This is a genomic window from Hydrophilobacter chitinilyticus, assembly GCF_049860745.1.
Classification (GTDB): Bacteria; Pseudomonadota; Gammaproteobacteria; order Burkholderiales; family Burkholderiaceae_C; genus Rhodoferax_B.
Window position 1 is genome coordinate 4835514 of the sequence record NZ_CP187561.1, and the last position, 17799, is coordinate 4853312.

18 protein-coding genes are annotated in these 17799 nt (G+C 61.1%); 9 read left to right on the forward strand and 9 right to left on the reverse strand.

Annotation, left to right across the window (positions count from 1 at the left end):
* The first annotated feature begins 139 nt into the window (after positions 1-139).
* Positions 140-616 (forward strand): bacterioferritin, encoded by a 477-nt coding sequence (gene bfr / locus ACPWMG_RS21505; protein WP_483301551.1) that lies wholly within the window; start codon positions 140-142, stop codon positions 614-616.
* Between the two features lie 93 nt (positions 617-709).
* Here the strand turns inward: bfr and ACPWMG_RS21510 are convergent, their stop codons facing one another.
* A complete protein-coding gene (locus ACPWMG_RS21510; RefSeq protein WP_483301552.1) occupies positions 710-1939 on the reverse strand; it encodes an SUMF1/EgtB/PvdO family nonheme iron enzyme in 1230 nt (409 codons plus the stop codon).
* Positions 1940-2284: 345 nt separating this feature from the next.
* Between ACPWMG_RS21510 and ACPWMG_RS21515 the strand changes: the two genes are divergently transcribed.
* Genes ACPWMG_RS21515 through ACPWMG_RS21525 form a run of 3 tightly spaced genes read left to right on the forward strand, consistent with a single transcriptional unit; the run spans position 2285 to position 4898 of the window.
* Entirely contained in the window at positions 2285-2824 is a 540-nt protein-coding gene (locus ACPWMG_RS21515) for a TRAP transporter small permease subunit (RefSeq protein ID WP_483301553.1), read from the forward strand.
* A 49-nt stretch (positions 2825-2873) separates the two neighbouring features.
* A complete protein-coding gene (locus ACPWMG_RS21520; protein ID WP_483301554.1) occupies positions 2874-4424 on the forward strand; it encodes a TRAP transporter large permease in 1551 nt (516 codons plus the stop codon).
* Between the two features lie 3 nt (positions 4425-4427).
* On the forward strand, positions 4428-4898 hold the full coding sequence (locus ACPWMG_RS21525) for a hypothetical protein (protein WP_483301555.1): 471 nt from the start codon (positions 4428-4430) through the stop codon (positions 4896-4898).
* Positions 4899-4963: 65 nt separating this feature from the next.
* Here ACPWMG_RS21525 and ACPWMG_RS21530 read toward each other — a convergent pair whose 3' ends face one another.
* The 4 genes from ACPWMG_RS21530 to ACPWMG_RS21545 form a co-directional block, all read right to left on the reverse strand.
* Positions 4964-6046 carry a TRAP transporter substrate-binding protein gene (locus ACPWMG_RS21530; protein WP_483301556.1) on the reverse strand — a complete coding sequence of 361 codons (1083 nt, stop codon included), beginning with the start codon at positions 6044-6046 and terminating at the stop codon, positions 4964-4966.
* A 305-nt stretch (positions 6047-6351) separates the two neighbouring features.
* A complete protein-coding gene (gene dxs / locus ACPWMG_RS21535) occupies positions 6352-8265 on the reverse strand; it encodes a 1-deoxy-D-xylulose-5-phosphate synthase (protein WP_483301557.1) in 1914 nt (637 codons plus the stop codon).
* A 77-nt stretch (positions 8266-8342) separates the two neighbouring features.
* Positions 8343-9362, reverse strand: a complete 1020-nt coding sequence (locus ACPWMG_RS21540; protein WP_483301558.1) for a polyprenyl synthetase family protein — start codon at positions 9360-9362, stop codon at positions 8343-8345.
* Positions 9359-9601, reverse strand: a complete 243-nt coding sequence (locus tag ACPWMG_RS21545) for an exodeoxyribonuclease VII small subunit (protein WP_483301559.1) — start codon at positions 9599-9601, stop codon at positions 9359-9361. The genes ACPWMG_RS21540 and ACPWMG_RS21545 overlap by 4 nt, the downstream gene beginning before the upstream one ends.
* Positions 9602-9865: 264 nt before the next feature.
* Here ACPWMG_RS21545 and ACPWMG_RS21550 point away from each other — a divergent pair, with 264 nt between their 5' ends.
* From ACPWMG_RS21550 to ACPWMG_RS21570, 5 genes are all read left to right on the forward strand, one after another.
* The gene (locus ACPWMG_RS21550) at positions 9866-11041 is read left to right on the forward strand and encodes an aromatic ring-hydroxylating oxygenase subunit alpha (protein WP_483301560.1); all 1176 of its coding nucleotides are present in this window, start codon (positions 9866-9868) and stop codon (positions 11039-11041) included.
* Positions 11042-11111: 70 nt separating this feature from the next.
* Complete coding sequence (locus ACPWMG_RS21555) at positions 11112-12023, forward strand: DMT family transporter (protein WP_483301561.1); 912 nt, start codon at positions 11112-11114, stop codon at positions 12021-12023.
* 22 nt (positions 12024-12045) lie between these two features.
* A complete protein-coding gene (locus ACPWMG_RS21560; RefSeq protein ID WP_483301562.1) occupies positions 12046-12909 on the forward strand; it encodes a sulfurtransferase in 864 nt (287 codons plus the stop codon).
* A gap of 223 nt (positions 12910-13132) precedes the next feature.
* Positions 13133-13357, forward strand: a complete 225-nt coding sequence (locus tag ACPWMG_RS21565) for a CsbD family protein (protein WP_422835705.1) — start codon at positions 13133-13135, stop codon at positions 13355-13357.
* Positions 13358-13554: 197 nt separating this feature from the next.
* Positions 13555-13953 carry a hypothetical protein gene (locus tag ACPWMG_RS21570; protein WP_483301563.1) on the forward strand — a complete coding sequence of 133 codons (399 nt, stop codon included), beginning with the start codon at positions 13555-13557 and terminating at the stop codon, positions 13951-13953.
* A 92-nt stretch (positions 13954-14045) separates the two neighbouring features.
* Here ACPWMG_RS21570 and ACPWMG_RS21575 read toward each other — a convergent pair whose 3' ends face one another.
* The 4 genes from ACPWMG_RS21575 to ACPWMG_RS21590 form a co-directional block, all read right to left on the reverse strand.
* Positions 14046-14438, reverse strand: coding sequence for a RidA family protein (locus tag ACPWMG_RS21575; RefSeq protein ID WP_483301564.1), 393 nt, complete (start codon positions 14436-14438; stop codon positions 14046-14048).
* Between the two features lie 65 nt (positions 14439-14503).
* Entirely contained in the window at positions 14504-14947 is a 444-nt protein-coding gene (locus tag ACPWMG_RS21580; RefSeq protein ID WP_483301565.1) for an acyl-CoA thioesterase, read from the reverse strand.
* Positions 14940-16547, reverse strand: a complete 1608-nt coding sequence (locus ACPWMG_RS21585; RefSeq protein ID WP_483301566.1) for an AMP-binding protein — start codon at positions 16545-16547, stop codon at positions 14940-14942. Before ACPWMG_RS21585 ends, ACPWMG_RS21580 begins: the two co-directional genes overlap by 8 nt.
* Before the next feature lie 67 nt (positions 16548-16614).
* Positions 16615-17799 carry an acyl-CoA dehydrogenase family protein gene (locus ACPWMG_RS21590; protein ID WP_483301567.1) on the reverse strand — a complete coding sequence of 395 codons (1185 nt, stop codon included), beginning with the start codon at positions 17797-17799 and terminating at the stop codon, positions 16615-16617.

Here is a 17799-nt window from a genome sequence, read left to right on the forward strand (position 1 = left end):
GAGCGCGTGAACAGGGCTATTGAATCAGCCACCTTGGAGAATGCGCTGCACTGGACGAAAATCCCGCCGATGTCCGCGAGCACCCGCGCACACCCGCACGACTGATACCGCACCACAAACACCCACGGAGGACACCACCATGCAAGGCGATCCCAAAGTCATTGAACATCTGCAAGCCCAGCTGAAAAACGAGCTGACCGCCATCAACCAGTACTTCTTGCATTACCGCATGTACAAGCACTGGGGCCTGGACAAGCTGGCGAAGAAAGAATATTCGGAGTCGATTGGCGAGATGAAACACGCCGACAAGCTGATGGACCGTATCTTCATGCTCGACGGTCTGCCCAACCTGCAAGACATGGCGAAAATTCTGGTCGGTGAAAACGTGCCCGAAGCTTTGGCCTGCGACTTGAAGGCCGAGACCGGCGCACAAGCCACCATCAAGGCTGGCATCGCCTACTGCGAATCGGTGCGCGACTACGTTTCACGCGACCTTCTGCAAGACATTCTGGACGACACCGAAGAACACATCGACTTCCTGGAAACCCAGATCGATCTGATCGACAAAGTTGGCCTGCAGAACTATCTGCAAAGCCAAATGGGTGAAGTGAGCTAAGCCGGCCCTAACGAACTTCGACCAAACAAGCCTTTTGCGCGACGCAGGTCAGCGCAGAAGGCTTTTTCTTTTGGGGCATGCGCTACAGATGCGCTACACGGCGCAAGAACGGAAACCGACGAAACGCACATCGTCGCCCGCCATGGCAAAGCCACGGAACTTCGGGTGCTTCATGCGCGCCCGCGTGGCAAACGATGCACCTCGCAGGGTGCGCGCACGCTGAAACCACGGGGCCGAATACGCGTCCCAAGGGTCGGCCTTGAAGCCCGGCCAGGGCATGAAAAAGTCGGCCGTCCACTCGTGTACATCGCCCCAGCGGAAACCACGCCGAGCGGCCGTCATGGCGGCCATTTCCCATTCCGCTTCCGTCGGCAAGCGACGACCCGCCCAGCGGCACCAGGCATCGGCTTCCCACCAACTCATGTGCATTGCCGGTTGCGCAGGCGCCATCCGCACGGCGGCACCAAAGCGCCGCTGCAATACAGCACCGGTGCTCACACCGATTTGCTCGACGTAACGCGGCCCGCGCCGCCCGGTGCGCGCCACATGGGCCTTGAGCCACGACCAGCCTTCGGGGCGCCAGTAGTCTGGGTTGTCGTAGCCGCTGTCGTCGACAAACTCAACGTACTGCGCCCAGCTCACGGGTTGCGCGTCGATGTCGAACTCGGCCACGGATTTGGGGTGTGCCCACTTCTCGTTGTCGAACACAAAGCCTCCCACGGTCGAGCCCAGTTGCCATTCACCGCCTGGGATCAACAAGGTTTCGCGCGCCACCATGGTCGGTGGTGGCAGCACCTTCAGCGGCACGCCGCGTGCCTGCGCCAGCGTGATGAGTTGTTCGCCGCGCATGTCTTCATGAAACAGCGCCAGGCGATAGAAGTAGAGCGCGTTGTCGTCCTCCGGCGACTTCTCCAGCAGCTCAAGCGTGCTCTCCAACGTCTCAAGCAAAAAGTTCTTGGTGGTGGCGATGTCGGGCGCGGGCGGATGCATTTGCTCGGGGTTCCACCAGCGGTCGGCGTTGGGCTCAATCGACGCCAGCCGCGTGGGCTGGGACGGGCATTCCGGGCCTTGGCTGCGTTGGGTGTTGCGGCCGATCCAGGCCTCGGCCATCCAGCCGACATGGCCAGCCAACCACAGCGGCGGCGGCACCACTTCGTTAACGGCGCCCGCATGGTTGACCTGCGGCTCGAATTGGTCGAGCAGATGCAACGTGTGGTTGCGCGCATCCATCAGCGCCAGAGAGAGCAAATCTCGCCCGGCACGGCGCATGTCCGGCGAGTCGATGGCGGCCGGCGTGGCGGGCAAAGTGAACGTGAAGGACATGCGCCCATTATTCCCATCTCGCCCCCAAAGCGCTACAGCGCGGCGGCGGCTTCAAGCCGAAAGTAAAGATGGCAAAGCAGGCCTTGACGGCCGATCAAAACACGGGTTTACCCGTGTGATTCGGTGATTTTCAGACACTGACGCCCACCTACAATCGACGCCTTGCAGTCTCAACACGCAGCCCTTCGCCTCTGTGCGCGCGCTGCGTGTTTCTGTATGTGCGCTGTGTTTTTTCTGACGCGCGCCTTACACGGCTGTGGTGCCAATGGAACCCGCTTCATACCTGCAAGTTTGAAGCTCTCCGGCGGCCTAAGAGGCTTCACTTTCGTTTTTTGGAGATTTACTGTGTCCGTACTCCTCAAACTCGCGCTTGGCATGGATTGGATCAGCCAGCAGTTGGGCAAGCTTGCCGCGTGGACGGTGTTGGCCGCCGCGCTGATTTCGGCCGGCAACGCTTTTGTGCGCTATGGGCTGGACATCAGCTCGAACGGCTGGCTTGAAATCCAGTGGTACATGTTTGCCGCCACTGTCATGCTGGGCGCACCGTTGGTGCTCAAGCTCAACGAACACGTGCGGGTGGACATCATCTACGGCCGTCTCAAGGGCAACGGCTCGGTGTATGTCGATCTCTTCGGCCTGGTCTTCTTTCTGTTACCGGTGATGGCCGCTATCGCTTATCTGAGCTGGCCGCTGTTCATCGGCATGTTCCGTTCGGGCGAAATGTCGAACAACGCCGGCGGCTTGATTCGCTGGCCCGCCATGATGTTGTTGCCCTTGGGCTTCGCGCTGATGTTCTTGCAAGGCTTGTCTGAAGTCATCAAACGCGTGGCCTACCTGCAAGGCAAATTCAAGATGGACATGCACTACGAAAAACCGGTGCAGTGACCCGCCCAGCCTCCACGACCTAATGCTTTAACGCTTTTCGGAATACAACATGCAGATGGAAAATTTTGCGCCGATGATGTTCGGCGGGCTGGTGCTGATCATGCTGATCGGTTTCCCGGTGGCCTTTTCGCTGGCCGCGCTGGGCATGGCCTCGGGTTTGTTTGCGATTCAGATGGGCTGGTTCCCGGCGGTGTTCATGGAGAACCTGCCGATCAACATCTTCGGCATTTTGTCGAACGACCTGTTGTTGGCCATTCCGTTCTTCACCTTCATGGGCGCCATTCTTGAGAAGTGCGGCCTGGCCGAAGACATGCTCGACTCGATGGGCCAGCTCTTCGGCACGGTGAAGGGCGGCCTTGGCTACTCGGTCATCATCGTGGGCTTCATTCTGGGCGCGATCACCGGCACGGTGGCGGGTCAGGTGATTGCCATGGCGCTGATCTCGCTGCCGGTGATGATCCGCTACGGCTACAACATGCGCTACGCCACGGGTGTGTTGGCCGCCTCGGGCACCATCACGCAATTGGTGCCGCCTTCGCTGGTGCTGATCGTGATGGCCGACCAGTTGGGCCGTTCAGTGGGCGATATGTACCGCGGCGCCTGGGGCCCATCGATCCTGCAAGTGTTGATCTTTGCAGGCTACACCTTCTTGCTGGGCGTCTTCAAGCCACACCACATTCCGGGCATTCCTAAAACGGCTCGCACCCTGAGCGGAGCCAAGCTGTGGGCCAAGTGTCTGCGCGGCATTATCCCATCGGCCATTTTGATCTTTGCCGTTCTGGGCTCGATGGGCGGATTGCCCGGCATCGACACCGCCATCGCCACCCCCACCGAAGCCGGTGCCATGGGCGTGGTCGGTGCGCTGGTGCTGGCCGCCATGCACAAGCGTTTGACGTTCGCCTTGATCTGGGAGTCCATGGTCGGCACCATGCGCCTCACCGCCATGGTGGTGTTCATTCTGATTGGCGCACGCGTGTTCTCAATGGTGTTCCAAGGCGTGGACGGTGCCAAGTGGGTAGAACACATGCTGACCGGCCTGCCCGGCGGCCAGATCGGCTTCTTGATTGCCGTCAACATCTTCATCTTCTTCCTGGCGTTCTTCCTCGATTTCTTTGAGATCGCCTTCATCATCTTGCCGATGCTGGGCCCCGTTGCCGCCAAGCTGGGCATCGACCTGGTGTGGTTCGGTGTGCTGCTGTGCGTGAACATGCAGACCAGCTTCATGCATCCGCCGTTTGGTTTTGCACTGTTCTATCTGCGCGGCATTGCCGACACGCTGTTCAAAGAGAAACGCATCGACAAGCCCATCAAGTCGAGCGACATTTACATGGGCGCTATTCCCTGGGTGTTGATGCAGTTGATCCTGGTGGCGGTGGTGATTTTTGTGCCGCAAACCGTGACCATGTTCTTGCCGCAAGAAGAGAAGATTGACACCGAATCCATCCAGATCGTGGTGCCCGATAACGACGCCACAGAACCCGCCAGCGGCGACAAGGACACGGAAGGCGAAACCAAGGGGGAGAACCCGTTTGGCGACGCGCCCGCCGCTGACGCCAAGCCCGATGCCGCCGCGCCGCAGCCTGACGCAGAGAAGAAGTAAAGCTTGGGTCCCGCTCCTTTTCGTTTTGTGCCACGCTCGGGTGGCACGGTTGAAGCGCCTGCGTTCTCAATCGTCTTCAAGCTGTTTGCCACCTGCATCGTAGGTGGCTGCGGTGTGTGGCTGGCCCAGTTGTTCACCAGCGGCGTGTTGGGCACGGGCCGCACCACCGGCGTGGTCTGGTTCTTGGCCGGCCTGGCGATGATGCTGTGGACCTGGTGGCACATCATGCGCAGCCGCACCCGCATCAGCAGCGAAGGCCTGCACCAGCGCTGGATCTGGGACAAAGACATGGCCTTTGACGATCTCGCCTACGGCAAGCTGATCCGCGTGCGCGGCCTGGAATGGCTGATTGCACCGCGCCTGTATGTGCGCACGCTGATGGGCAAGTTCACCGTGTTCTACGGTGCTACGCCCGAGCTGATTGCCGAGTTTGAACGTATCGTGCGAGAGCTGCGCGAGTTTCGTCAGCTTTGAATTCGTCCGACGACAAGCCAATAAAAAACCGCGCCTCGGCGCGGTTTTTTATTGGGCGTACCCGCTTACAGCTTCACGCTTTGCATGTAGCTGTCGAAGCGACCTTCGGCCACACGGAACCAGGCCACCTGGTTGCGCTGGAACGCGCGGAAGTCAGCAAAGATCTTCTTCCACTCGGGGCTCTTGGCATCGTTTTCGGCGTACACGGCTTCGGAAGCCTTGAACGACGCGTCCAGAATTTCCTTCGAGAAAGGCAACAGCTTGACCTTGGCACCGATCAGTTGCTTCAGGGCTTCTGGGTTGCGTGCGTCGTACTTGGCCAGCATGTCGACAGAGGCCACGGTGGTCGCAGCTTCAACAATGGCGCGGTTTTCTGGCGACAGGGCGTCCAATGCCTTCTTGTTGATGAAGAAGTCCACCTCTGGGCCGCCTTCCCACCAGCCAGGGTAGTAGTAGTTCGGCGCAACCTTGGCAAAGCCGAGCTTTTGGTCGTCGTAAGGGCCCACCCATTCAGCGGCATCGATCGTGCCCTTTTCCAGCGCCTGGTAGATTTCGCCACCAGGAATGCTTTGGGGCACCACGCCCATCTTGGCCATCACCTCGCCCACCAAGCCGCCGCCCAGGCGCATCTTCAGGCCCTTGAGGTCGGCAACCGTCTTCACTTCCTTGCGGAACCAGCCGCCCATTTGGGTGCCGGTGTTGCCGCCAGCGTAGCTGACCATGCCGTAGGTGCCGTAGAACTCGTTCATCAGCTTGCGGCCGTTGCCGTGCATCATCCAGGCGTTCATCTGGCGTGCGTTCATGCCGAATGGAATGGCCGCGCCAATGGCGAACGCGGGGTTCTTGCCGTAGAAGTAGTAAGGCACGGTGTGGCACATTTCCACAGAGCCCTGTTGCACGCCATCGACCACGCCGAACGCAGGCATCAACTCGCCGGCGGCGTGCACCGAGATTTCAAACTTGCCACCCGACATGGCCTTGACCGCGTTGGCAAACACTTCGGCGCCGCCGTAAATCGTATCCAGTGGCTTGGGAAAGCTGGAAGCCAGGCGCCAACGGACGGCAGCTTGGGCGTGCACGGCAGGCGCAATACCGGCGGCGAGCACACCAGCAATACCGGAATGTTTGATAAGAGAACGACGATCCATTGCACTACCTTCCGTAGATCAAAAAACAAAACCCGCCCCTCTGGAACGAGAGACGGGGACTCATTAGTTCGCTATAAATTGTACGGAGCCGGATAGGTCGAAACGTTGGGGGTTTACCCCTGAAAAACTGCGCGTTTCTCGTCAGAAAAACGTAAGAAACGAGTCGTTTTCTTGAGTCGAAATTTGCGTTGAAAAACCCAAAACAAAGGCGCCTAAACAACGTGTGCTTAGGCGCCCCAGAAGGCCATCAAAATGCTGGGTTGCGATAGGCGCAAAGCCCATCACCAAAGCCCGTTGCTCACGCGTTAAGCTGCAAGCCGAGGCTGTTGTTCAGGAAAAGCTTTCGCGATCGATGCGGCAATGCCTGCTGCATCCAACCCTTGCATGGCCATGAGCTTGACCGGATCGCCATGCTCGATGAACTTGTCTGGCAAGCCCAGGCACAACACCGGCATGGCAATGCCATGCGCCTGCAGTGCCTCGAGCACCGCACTGCCCGCACCGCCCATCAAGGCACCGTCTTCCACCGTCACCAGGGCCTCGTGCGTGGCGGCCACTTGCAGCAGCGTCTCAACATCGAGCGGCTTGGCCCAGCGCATGTTGACCACGGTGGCATTGATCTTCTCGGCCACTTCCAGGGCCGGGTACAACAAGGTACCGAAGGCCAGAATGGCCACGCCACCTTTGCTGTTGGCCGCAGTGCCATTGGCTTGACGACGAATCTCGGCCTTGCCAAAAGGCAACGCGTCCAAGCCTGGCAAGGTGGCCACACCAGCCCCGGCACCACGCGGGTAACGTACGGCCACGGGTTGCGACTGGGCGAACGCCGTGCTCAGCAATTGGCGGCATTCGCGCTCGTCGGCCGGGCAGGCAATCGCCATGTTGGGCACGCAGCGCATGAATGGAATGTCGTACGCCCCGGCGTGGGTGGCGCCATCGGCACCGACCAGACCGGCTCGGTCGAGCGCAAACACCACGGGCAGGTTTTGCAGCGCCACATCGTGCACCAACTGATCGTAGCCGCGCTGCAGGAAGGTGGAGTAAATCGCCACCACGGGCTTGAGCCCCTCGCAGGCCAAGCCGGCGGCAAACGTCACCGCGTGCTGCTCGGCAATGCCCACGTCGTAATAACGCTCAGGAAAGCGCTGCTCAAACTCCACCAGGCCCGAGCCTTCGCGCATGGCCGGGGTGATACCCACCAGACGCTTATCTTGCGCGCCCATGTCGCACAACCATTGGCCAAACACTTGCGTGAAGGTTGGCTTCGATGGTGCAGCCGCCTTTTGCAAGCCCACCGCTGGGTCGAACTTACCCGGGCCGTGGTAGGCCACGGGGTCGGCTTCGGCGCGGTTGTAGCCGCGTCCCTTTTTGGTGACCACGTGCAGGAACTGCGGACCAGAAAGCTGGCGAATGTTTTCCAGCGTGGGGATCAACGAATCCAGGTCGTGGCCATCGATGGGACCGATGTAGTTAAAGCCGAACTGCTCGAACAAGGTGCCCGGCACCACCATGCCTTTGGCGTGTTGTTCAAAACGCTTGGCCAGTTCAAACAATGGCGGCGCGGCCTTCAGCACTTGTTTGCCGACATTCTTGGCCGCGGCGTAAAAGTGTCCGCTCATCAACTGCGCGAGGTAGCGGTTCAGTGCGCCCACGGGCGGGCTGATGCTCATATCGTTGTCGTTCAGCACCACGAGCAGATTGCAGTCCGACACACCGGCGTTGTTCATGGCTTCAAAGGCCATGCCAGCGCTCATGGCGCCGTCGCCAATGATGGCCACGGCGCGGCGGTCTTCACCCTTGGTCTTGGCTGCCAAGGCCATGCCGAGCGCGGCCGAAATCGAGGTGCTGGAATGCGCCGTGCCAAAAGTGTCGTACGGGCTTTCGCTGCGCAGTGGGAAGCCCGATAGGCCGCCCAGTTGGCGCAGGCTGCTCATGCGGTCGCGCCGGCCCGTCAAGATTTTGTGCGGGTAGGTTTGATGGCCCACGTCCCACACCAGACGATCCTCTGGCGTGTTGAAGACGTAGTGCAACGCAACGGTCAACTCCACCGTGCCCAGATTGGAGCTCAGGTGGCCGCCGGTCTTGGAAACACTCTCCAACACGTACGCACGCAATTCATCGGACAGCGTCTTCAGCGACTCACGTGGCAATCGGCGCAGGTCGGCCGGGTCGCCAATGGACTGCAGCAGTGGATAGGGGTTGTTCTTCGCAGTAGACATAGTTCTAAATCTTACGGGCGCTCTCAACACCCCGTGGGTAGGATTGGGTGCCGATATGGCAAACCCCCAGCATCACATCAGCTGCCGCGGTTGACCACCATGTCAGCCAGGGCTCGCAAGGCTGCGGTGTTGGTCAGTTGGCTGCGTTGCAGCGCCTCCAGCGCTTGTTCCAGCAGCGCCTGAGCATACGCCAGCGAGCGCTCCAAGCCGAGCACCGAGACGTAGGTCGGTTTGTCTTGTGCTGCGTCTTTGCCAGCGGTTTTGCCCAGCGTGGCCGAGTCTGCGGTCACATCCAGAATGTCGTCCACCACCTGGAAGGCCAGGCCCAGCGCGGCGCCGTAATCGCGCAGCGCAGGGAATGCCGTTGCGGCCATGTGAGCGTCATCTGCGAGACAGGCCGCGCCCATCATCACGCTGCCTTGCAGCAACGCGCCGGTCTTGAGGCGGTGCATGCCGCGCAGTTGGTCTTCGGTCAGGCGCAAGCCGGTGCTGGCCAGGTCAATGGCTTGGCCACCGGCCATGCCTTCGTAGCCAGCGGCGCAAGCGAGCAAGCGGCACAGGCGCGCTTGCACCGCGTAGATGGGCGGCTGTTGGGGCACCAAGGCAGGCGTCAAAATTTCAAAGGCCAGTGCTTGCAAGGCGTCACCCGCCAGCAGGGCTTGGGCTTCGCCGTACTTCACGTGGACCGTAGGCTTGCCGCGGCGCAGGACGTCGTTGTCCATGCAGGGCATGTCGTCGTGCACCAGCGAATAGGCGTGGATCAGTTCAGCCGCGCAGGCGGCGCGCAAGGCGGCGTCGTCCAACGCAGCACGCATGGCTTCGGGTTCGAGTTCGCGCACGGCCTCGCGCGCGGCCAGCACCAGCAAGGGGCGCAAACGCTTGCCGCCATCCAGCACCGAGTAACGCATGGCTTCGCGCAGCGCAGCCGGGGCTGCGTGGCCGAGCACGTGGTCTTCTTGTTCGCTGGTGGATTCAGAAATCGCGCGGTCTGGGGCCACCCAGGCATCCAGCGCCTGCTCGACACGCGCCAATTGTTGCTGGCTCCAGTCGCGCAGCACAAAACCGGGAGTTTGCTCAACGTGCAAGATGGCGTTCATTCTTGCCCCCACACTTTGAGGGAACCTTGGTCGAGCACCTTGATCTGCTCCTCTACAGCATCGAGCTTGTCACGGCAGTAGCGCAACAGCTCTGCACCGCGCTGGTAACCCGCCAGCAACTGCTCCAGCGGCATCTGCCCGGATTCGAGTTTGCTCACCAGTTGTTCTAGTTCCTCTTGCGCAGCCTCGTAGCTGACGGGCGGCGCTGAAGTGGGTGCAGTTGCGGTGGCCTTGGGCATTTAATGTGTCAGGGGTCGAAAACCGGCCATTTTAGAGCGAGCGTGGCCCAGGCGCATTTGCAAAATGGCGCTCTGGCTGTTTCAGGGGGCGCACATCCCGAAACACGGTCAAAGACCTGATGCGGTACGGCGATAAAGCACGGCGGCTACAATCCCACCTCTTTCGTCGGGTTTGGCCGGCATCCGCTCATTTTGCGTCTAGTCTTCGGATGAAACGCCCACCACCTGCCCCTTCATAGGGGGAGTCTCTAGGTCAGGACATTCATGTCTGATTTAAGTCTTCAACTGCAGCAGGCGACAAGCCAACTACCAGTTTCAAGCTATTTTGATGACGCGCTGTTTCAGCGCGAAGTTGCCACCCTGTTTCAGCGAGGCCCCCGTTACGTCGGGCACGAACTGGCAGTACCCAACCAGGGCGACTACTACGCCCTGCCCCAAGAGGGCGAAGGCCGTGCGCTGGTGCGCACCGCCAAAGGGGTGGAACTCGTCTCCAACGTCTGCCGGCACCGCCAGGCCGTGATGCTCAAGGGCCGCGGCTCGCTGCTGCATACCCAGCCTGGCAGCGCGGGCGGCAACATCGTCTGCCCGTTGCACCGCTGGACCTACAGCGGTGACAGCCGTGGCGCCAACAATGCCCCTGCGGGCACATTGCTCGGCGCGCCGCACTTCGCCCATGACCCATGCCTGAACCTGCAGAACTACCCGCTGCAGTCGTGGAACGGCCTGCTGTTTGAAGCCGGTGGCCGCAACGTCATGGCCGACCTGGCCCACATGGGCCCGCGCGCCGACCTCGACTTCTCGGGCCACGTGCTCGACCGCGTGGAGCTGCACGAGTGCGACTACAACTGGAAGACCTTCATCGAGGTCTATCTTGAGGACTACCACGTCGGCCCGTTCCACCCCGGCCTGGGCGGCTTCGTTACCTGCGACGACCTGCAGTGGGAATTCAAAGACCACTACTCGGTGCAAACCGTCGGCCTGGCGCAGCGCCTGGGAGCGGCTGGCAGCCCGGCCTACCAGCGCTGGCAAGACGCCATGAAGCAGTACAGCCAAGGCACGCCCCCAAAACACGGCGCTATCTGGCTCACCTACTACCCGAACGTGATGGTCGAGTGGTATCCGCACGTGCTCACCGTCTCCACGCTGCACCCCATCGGGCCGCAGAAGACGCTGAACATGGTCGAGTTCTACTACCCCGAAGAAATCGCCGCGTTTGAGCGCGAGTTCGTTGAAGCCCAGCAGGCCGCCTATATGGAAACCTGCGTGGAAGACGACGAAATCGCCCTGCGCATGGACGCTGGCCGCCGCGCGCTCTTGCAACGTGGCGACAACGAAGTCGGCCCCTACCAAAGCCCTATGGAAGACGGCATGCAGCACTTCCACGAGTGGTACCGACAGCAACTGCAAATACCCGAGCAGCTTGAACCACTACAAACTTAGTAGCTGCCTGCGCTGACGCAGACTGCCTAGAATGCCCATTAGGTTTAAAAACTTTTAGAAAGCTACCGGCATGCAGGCGTTATGGATGGTGATGGCCGCGTTCTTCTTCGCGACCATGGGGGTCTGCATCAAGTTCGCTTCGACGTCCTTCAATGCCGCCGAGATGGTGTTCTACCGGGGCATCATCGGCATCATCTTCATGGCCGTGCTGGCACGCTCGCAAAAGGTGGCGCTCGGTACGCGCTATCCCGGCATGCACGCCTGGCGCAGTGCCATCGGCGTGACGTCGATGATGGCGTGGTTCTACGCCATTTCCAAGTTGCCCCTGGCCACCGCCATGACGCTCAACTACATGAGCAGCGTGTGGATCGCCGCCTTCCTGGTGGGTGGCGCCATGCTCACCTGGCGACCCGGCCGCGACAACGCCGCCCCGCCGATGCAAATGTCGCTGGTGCTCACCGTGCTGGCCGGCTTTGCCGGTGTGGTGATGATGCTGCGCCCCTCGCTCAACCAAAGTGAAATCTTCGGCGGCCTGATCGGTCTGCTCTCGGGCATGAGCTCGGCCTTTGCCTACATGCAAGTGATGGCCTTGTCGCGCATGGGCGAACCCGAAACCCGCACCGTGTTTTACTTCGCCGTGGGCTCCACGGTAGCTGGTGCACTGGGTATGCTGCTCACCGGCCTGTCGCCCTGGGACTGGCACGCCGCCGTATGGCTGCTGCCGATCGGCGTGCTGGCCGCCCTCGGCCAGCTCAGCATGACGCGCGCCTACGCGCTGGTGCGCAGCAAGGGCGAAATGCTGGTGGTGGCCAACCTGCAGTACTCCGGCATTGTGTTTGCCGGCATCTACAGCACGGTGGTCTTCAGCGACGACATCCCGCTCATCGGCTGGATCGGCATGGCCGTCATCATCACCAGCGGCATCGTCGCCACCTTGCTGCGTGCCCGCGCCGCGCCCGATGCGCCGGCCGAAGAACACTGAAACTTGTCACCTCCTCAACGTCATGACCACCTACACCACACTCATCTCCGTTGAACAACTCCAGGCCTTGCAAGCCAGCGGCCAACCGCTGATGGTGTTTGACTGCAGCTTCGAACTCACCAACCCCGCTGCCGGCCCCAAGGCGTATGCCGACGTGCATGTCGCCGGCTCGGTCTATGCCAACCTCGATACCGCCCTAAGCACGCACGACGCTGCCGATGCAGCCTCCGGTGGCCGCCACCCGCTGCCCAGTCGCGAAACCTTTGCGGCCTGGCTGGGTAGTGTCGGCTTCAACAACGCCATGCAAGCGGTGGTGCTGGACCGCAACGGCGCCAACTACTGCGGCCGCCTGTGGTGGATGCTCAAGTGGCTGGGGCACGAAGCGGTGGCCGTGCTCGACGGTGGTCTGCAAGCCTGGCAAGCCGCTGGTGGCGCGGTCGAATCTGGTGAGGCCGCACCACGTGCCGCACAAAAGTTTGAGATCAAACCCGCCGTGGCAACTTTGGTTTCGCCCGAAACCGTGTTGAAGAACATCGGCAGTGCTGCACAAACCGTGCTCGACGCCCGCGCGGCGCCGCGCTACCGTGGCGAAGTCGAGCCGCTCGACCCCGTGGCCGGCCACATCCCAGGCGCGCTCAACCGCCCCTTCTCGGCCAACCTGGGCGCCGACGGCAAATTCAAACCAGCCGATGTTTTGCGCGCCGAATTCCTGGCGCTGCTGGGCACACGCGACCCGGCGAGTGTGGTGCACCAATGCGGCAGTGGTGTGAGCGCCAACCCCAACCTCATTGCCATGGAAATCGCGGGCCTAGGCCGCACCGGCCTCTACGCTGGTAGTTGGAGCGACTGGTGCAGCGACCCGAGCCGTCCCGTCGCACAAGGTTAAAACCGCACGTTTGTCTGACACCACAGAAACCGCCCCGGCACTGAAAAGCCGGGGCGGTTTTCTTTTGGACGTCCTACACACCACCCGCCCACACCCGCAAAACGCCGCGCCCCAAACCTACGCTTCGCGCCCGACAAGTCCTACGCCCACCAAATTTGCCGCCACCTACATTGGATGCACGGCAACCGACTCCGGTACGCCGAAACATCGAAAGGACATCACCATGAACAAGGACACCATTGAAGGCAACTGGAAACAACTCAAGGGCAAGGTGAAGGAGCAATGGGGCAAGCTCACCGACGACGATTTCGACGTCATTGCCGGCAAGCGTGACCAGTTCCTGGGCAAGGTGCAGGAGCGCTATGGCGTTTCCAAGGACGAAGCTGAAAAGCAAGTCGCCCTGTGGGAAACCCGTGACGGCCGCACGCCTCCAACCCTCTGGTACTAACCGGATACGCGTTGGCTAGGGGCTGGTGACACGTAAGACCACGCGGAAGTTACCGATAGCCCTTGCCCGGGTGGCGCCCGTCGGCCTCGATCGATATCTATCGACACCCACCGGTGCCACCCGCCACCCCAAAAAGAATTTACCGCCTTATTCATTCCCCGATCGCACTAGCGGTCACCAAACAAAAGAGGATTGCCATGAAAAAGAACCTGTTGATGATCGGCCTCGCTTCCATGTGTTTTATGGCTACACAAGCCAGCGCCATGACCAGCGACGAATACAAGGCCGCAAAGTCCACCATTGAAGCCACCTACAAGACCGACAAGGCCCAATGTGCACCCATGAAGGACAACGCCAAGGACGTGTGCGAGAAGGAAGCCAAGGGTAAGGAAAACGTTGCCAAGGCCGAGCTGGAACAACAATACAAGCCTAGCGCCGCCCACGCCCGCAAGGCCGCTGAAGAAAAGGTTGACGCTACTTACGAAGTCGCCAAGGAAAAATGTGACGACCAATCTGGCGACGCCAAGAGCGCCTGCGTGAAGATGGCCAAGGCCGACCAAGACAAGGGCAAGGCCGAAGTCAAAATGATGAAGTAAGCGGTAGTGCTTAACAGCTAACCGCTTAGTCAAAAAGCCCGGTTGCAGACTCATCTGCGACCGGGCTTTTTGACGTTTTCAATGACTCAGGTTTAGTCCGGCACCACCGCCGTCACTTCAATCTCCACCAGCGCTTCGTCTTCAATCAAGCCGGCCACTTCCACCGCCGTCATCACCGCGTTAAAGCTGCCGATCAACTCGCGAAACGCCACGCCGATTTCGGGGTAGGCGGCCACATAGGCGCGTTTGTCGGTCACGTACCAGGTCATGCGCACAATGTTCTCGGGCTTGGCGTTGCCCTCTTTCAGCACGGCCACCACGTTCTCCAGGGCCTGGCGCACTTGGCCTGCGATGTCTTTGTGCTGGAACTTGCACTCGGCATCCCAGCCCACCATGCCGGCCACAAACACCATGCGGCCTTTGACGGAGACGCCGTTCGAATAACCACGAGGACGGGGCCAGCCGGGGGGTTGCAGAATTTGCATTTTGATCTCCGTTGAATGTTTGAGTTTGGTTTAGATTTGGTGTGACGTAACGGTGAAGCTACGGCTCACTTGTTGTAGAAAACTTCTAACGCTGCGCGCAAGTCTGGCGGCATGGTAACGGCGCGGTGTGTCTCCAGGCTGGTGCACACCAAAACCTGTTCACACAGCACACGCACCTCGTCACCGCTGCGACAAGAAATGCCCACGCGCAACGAGCGGCTGCCCAGATGCAGCAAGCGCAGGCCCAGCGTGACCACGTCGCCCATGCGGCTGATGGCTTTGAAATCACACTGCAGGTTGACGATGGGCAAGCCCACACGGCGCGGGCCCAGCAACTCAGCGTACGAAATGCCCAGGCCGTCGGTCACCCAGTCTTCCACCAGTCCGTTGAACATCACCAGGTACTGCGGAAAGAACACGATGCCCGCCGGGTCGCAATGCGCAAAACGAATCTGCATCGGGCGCTCGAACACAGCGCCATCGGTTTTCAACACCAGGGGCTCAGACATCGCGCAGCTTGAAGCGTTGCAGCTTGCCGGTTTCGGTGCGCGGCAGGTTGCTGCGGAACTCCACCGCACGCGGGTACTTGTAGGGCGCCACGGTAGCCTTCACAAACTCCTGCAATTCGGTCACCAGCGCGGGCGTGGCTTCAGCGCCGGGCTGCAGCACCACAAAGGCTTTGACGATCTGGCCACGCTCTTCGTCGGCCACACCGATGACACCGGCCTCGGTCACCAGCGGGTGCAGCAGCAACGCGTCTTCTACTTCGGGTGAAGCGATGTTGTAGCCCGACGAGATGATCATGTCGTCGGTGCGCGACTGGTAGTGAAAGTAGCCGTCGTCGTCGACCAGGTAGGCGTCTCCTGTCAGGTTCCAGCCGTTCTTCACGTATTGTTTTTGGCGCTTGTCGGCCAGGTAGCGGCAACCCGTGGGGCCTTTCACGGCCAGCTTGCCCACTACACCGGGCGGCACGGGTTGGCCCTCGTCATCCACCACTTGGGCGATGTAGCCGGGAATGGCTTTGCCCGTGGCACCGGGGCGTGCATGGGCTTCGTCTGCCGAGATGAAGATGTGCAGCATCTCGGTGGCGCCAATGCCGTCAATTAACTCAATGCCGGTGTGCTCTTTCCACACCGCGCGTGTGGCCGCAGGCAGCGCCTCGCCGGCCGAAACACATTTGCGCAGCTTGGTGCTGCGCAGCACGTCAGCCTGTGGTGCCATCACGCGGTAAGACGTGGGGGCGGTGAACATCACCGTCGCACCATAGTCTTGCACGGCTTGCAGCAGGTCGGGCGGGCCCGCTTTCTCCAGCAGCACGGTCGAGGCGCCCACGGTCATGGGGAACAACACCAGGCCACCCAAGCCAAAAGTAAAGGCCAGCGGCGGGCTGCCAATGAACACGTCGTCCGACGTGGGGCGCAACACGTGCGGCGGCCAGCAGGCGCAGATGGCCATCACGTCGCGATGGAAGTGCATGGTGCCCTTGGGCTCGCCGGTGGTGCCGGAGGTGAAGGCCAGGATGCAGGTGTCGTCGGCTGCGGTGTCCACCGCGGTGAAGGTATCGGGCTTGGGGGCCATGGCGGCTTCCAGGCCAGCGGCATCGCCGGTGTTGAAGTAGCGCACGTGCTGCAGGTTGGTTTCTTGGGCGCGGGCCATTTGCAATTCTTCGGCCAGACGTTTGTCGCACAGCGCGTGTGTGACTTCACCCTTGGCGATGATTTGCGACAGCTCTTTCGCGCGCAGCAGCGGCATGGTGGCGACCGCAATCGCGCCCACCTTCATCACCGCAAACCAGCAGGCCACCAGCATCGGGTTGTTGGCTGCGCGCAGCAACACGCGGTTGCCGGGCACCAGGCCCATGTCTTCCACCAGCACGTGGGCGATTTTGTTGGCTTGGCGCTGCAGGTCGGCGTAAGTCCAGCGCACACCTTTGGCCTGGATGCAGACGCGGTCGCCACGGCCTTCGGCCACATGTTTGTCGAGCAGCTCTACCGCGCAATTCAGCCGAGGGGCGAACTGCAACGCGGGCAGCGTGAACAGGAATTCAGGTTGCTCCTCTGGCGGCGGCAAGCGGTCACGCGCAAAGGTATCGATGTGGGCACTGGTCATGGTAGCGAACTCGCAGAAGTCAAAAAATCTGGAACGGAACTCAACTGACTCGGAACCAACCCTAGCGTTAGGTTGAAGTCCCTTGAGAAGTCTTCACATCGTTAAGCAACTCTCGTGCAATGATGAGTTGCTGCACTTCGGTGGCACCTTCGTAGATGCGCAGCGCGCGGATCTCGCGGTACAGGCGCTCCACCGGCTGCTCGCTCACCACGCCCAGGCCACCCCACAGCTGCACGGCCGCGTCGATCACTTGCTGCGCACCTTCTGTGGCCACCATCTTGGCCATGGCGGCTTCGCGCGTGACGTTGTGGCCTTGGTCGCGCATCCACGCGGCGCGGTAGGTCAGCAAGGCTGCGCTGTCGATGGTGGTGGCCATCTGCGCGAGCTTGGCTTGTGTGAGCTGAAAGTCGGCCAGCACACCCTTGAACATCTTGCGCGTGGTGGCGCGGTTCAAACCTTCATCGAGCGCGCGGCGCGCAAAGCCGAGCGCCGCTGCAGCCACCGAGGTGCGAAACACGTCCAAGGTGCGCATCGCCACTTTGAAGCCCTCGCCGGCTGCACCAATACGCTGCGTGAGCGGAATGCGGCAGTTGGTGAAACGCAAGCGCGCCAAGGGATGCGGTGCGATCACCTCAATGCGTTCTGCAATTTCAAACCCGGGCGTATCGGCATCCACAATGAAAGCCGAGATACCACGCGAACCAGCAGCTTCGCCGGTGCGCGCAAACACCACGTAGAAGTCGGCAATGCCGCCGTTCGAGATCCAGGTTTTCTCGCCATCAAGCACTACCTCGTCGCCCTCAATGCGCGCGGCGCATTGCATGGCCGCGACATCAGAACCCGCTTCAGGCTCGGACAACGCAAACGCGGCAATCGCCTCGCCGCGCGCCACACGTGGCAGATAACGCTCGCGCTGCGCCGGTGTGCCGGCTAGCGAGATGGCCCCTGAACCCAAGCCCTGCATGGCGAACGCAAAGTCGGCCAAGCCGCTATGGCGTGCCAGCGTTTCGCGGATCAAACACAGCGCCCGCGTGTCCAGCACTTCAGATGCGCCACCGTGCGCCACACCAGCCACCGCATGGCGCAACCAGCCGCCTTGGCCCAGGCTTTTCACCAGGGCGCGGCAAGCGGCATCGACATCGTGTGGGTGGTCTTGCGCAATGTGTTCTGCGGCCCAGGCGTCCAGCGCGCGTTGCAGCGCGGCGTGCGGGGCAGTGAAGAACGGCCAGTCGAGGTAGCGGGTATCACTCAA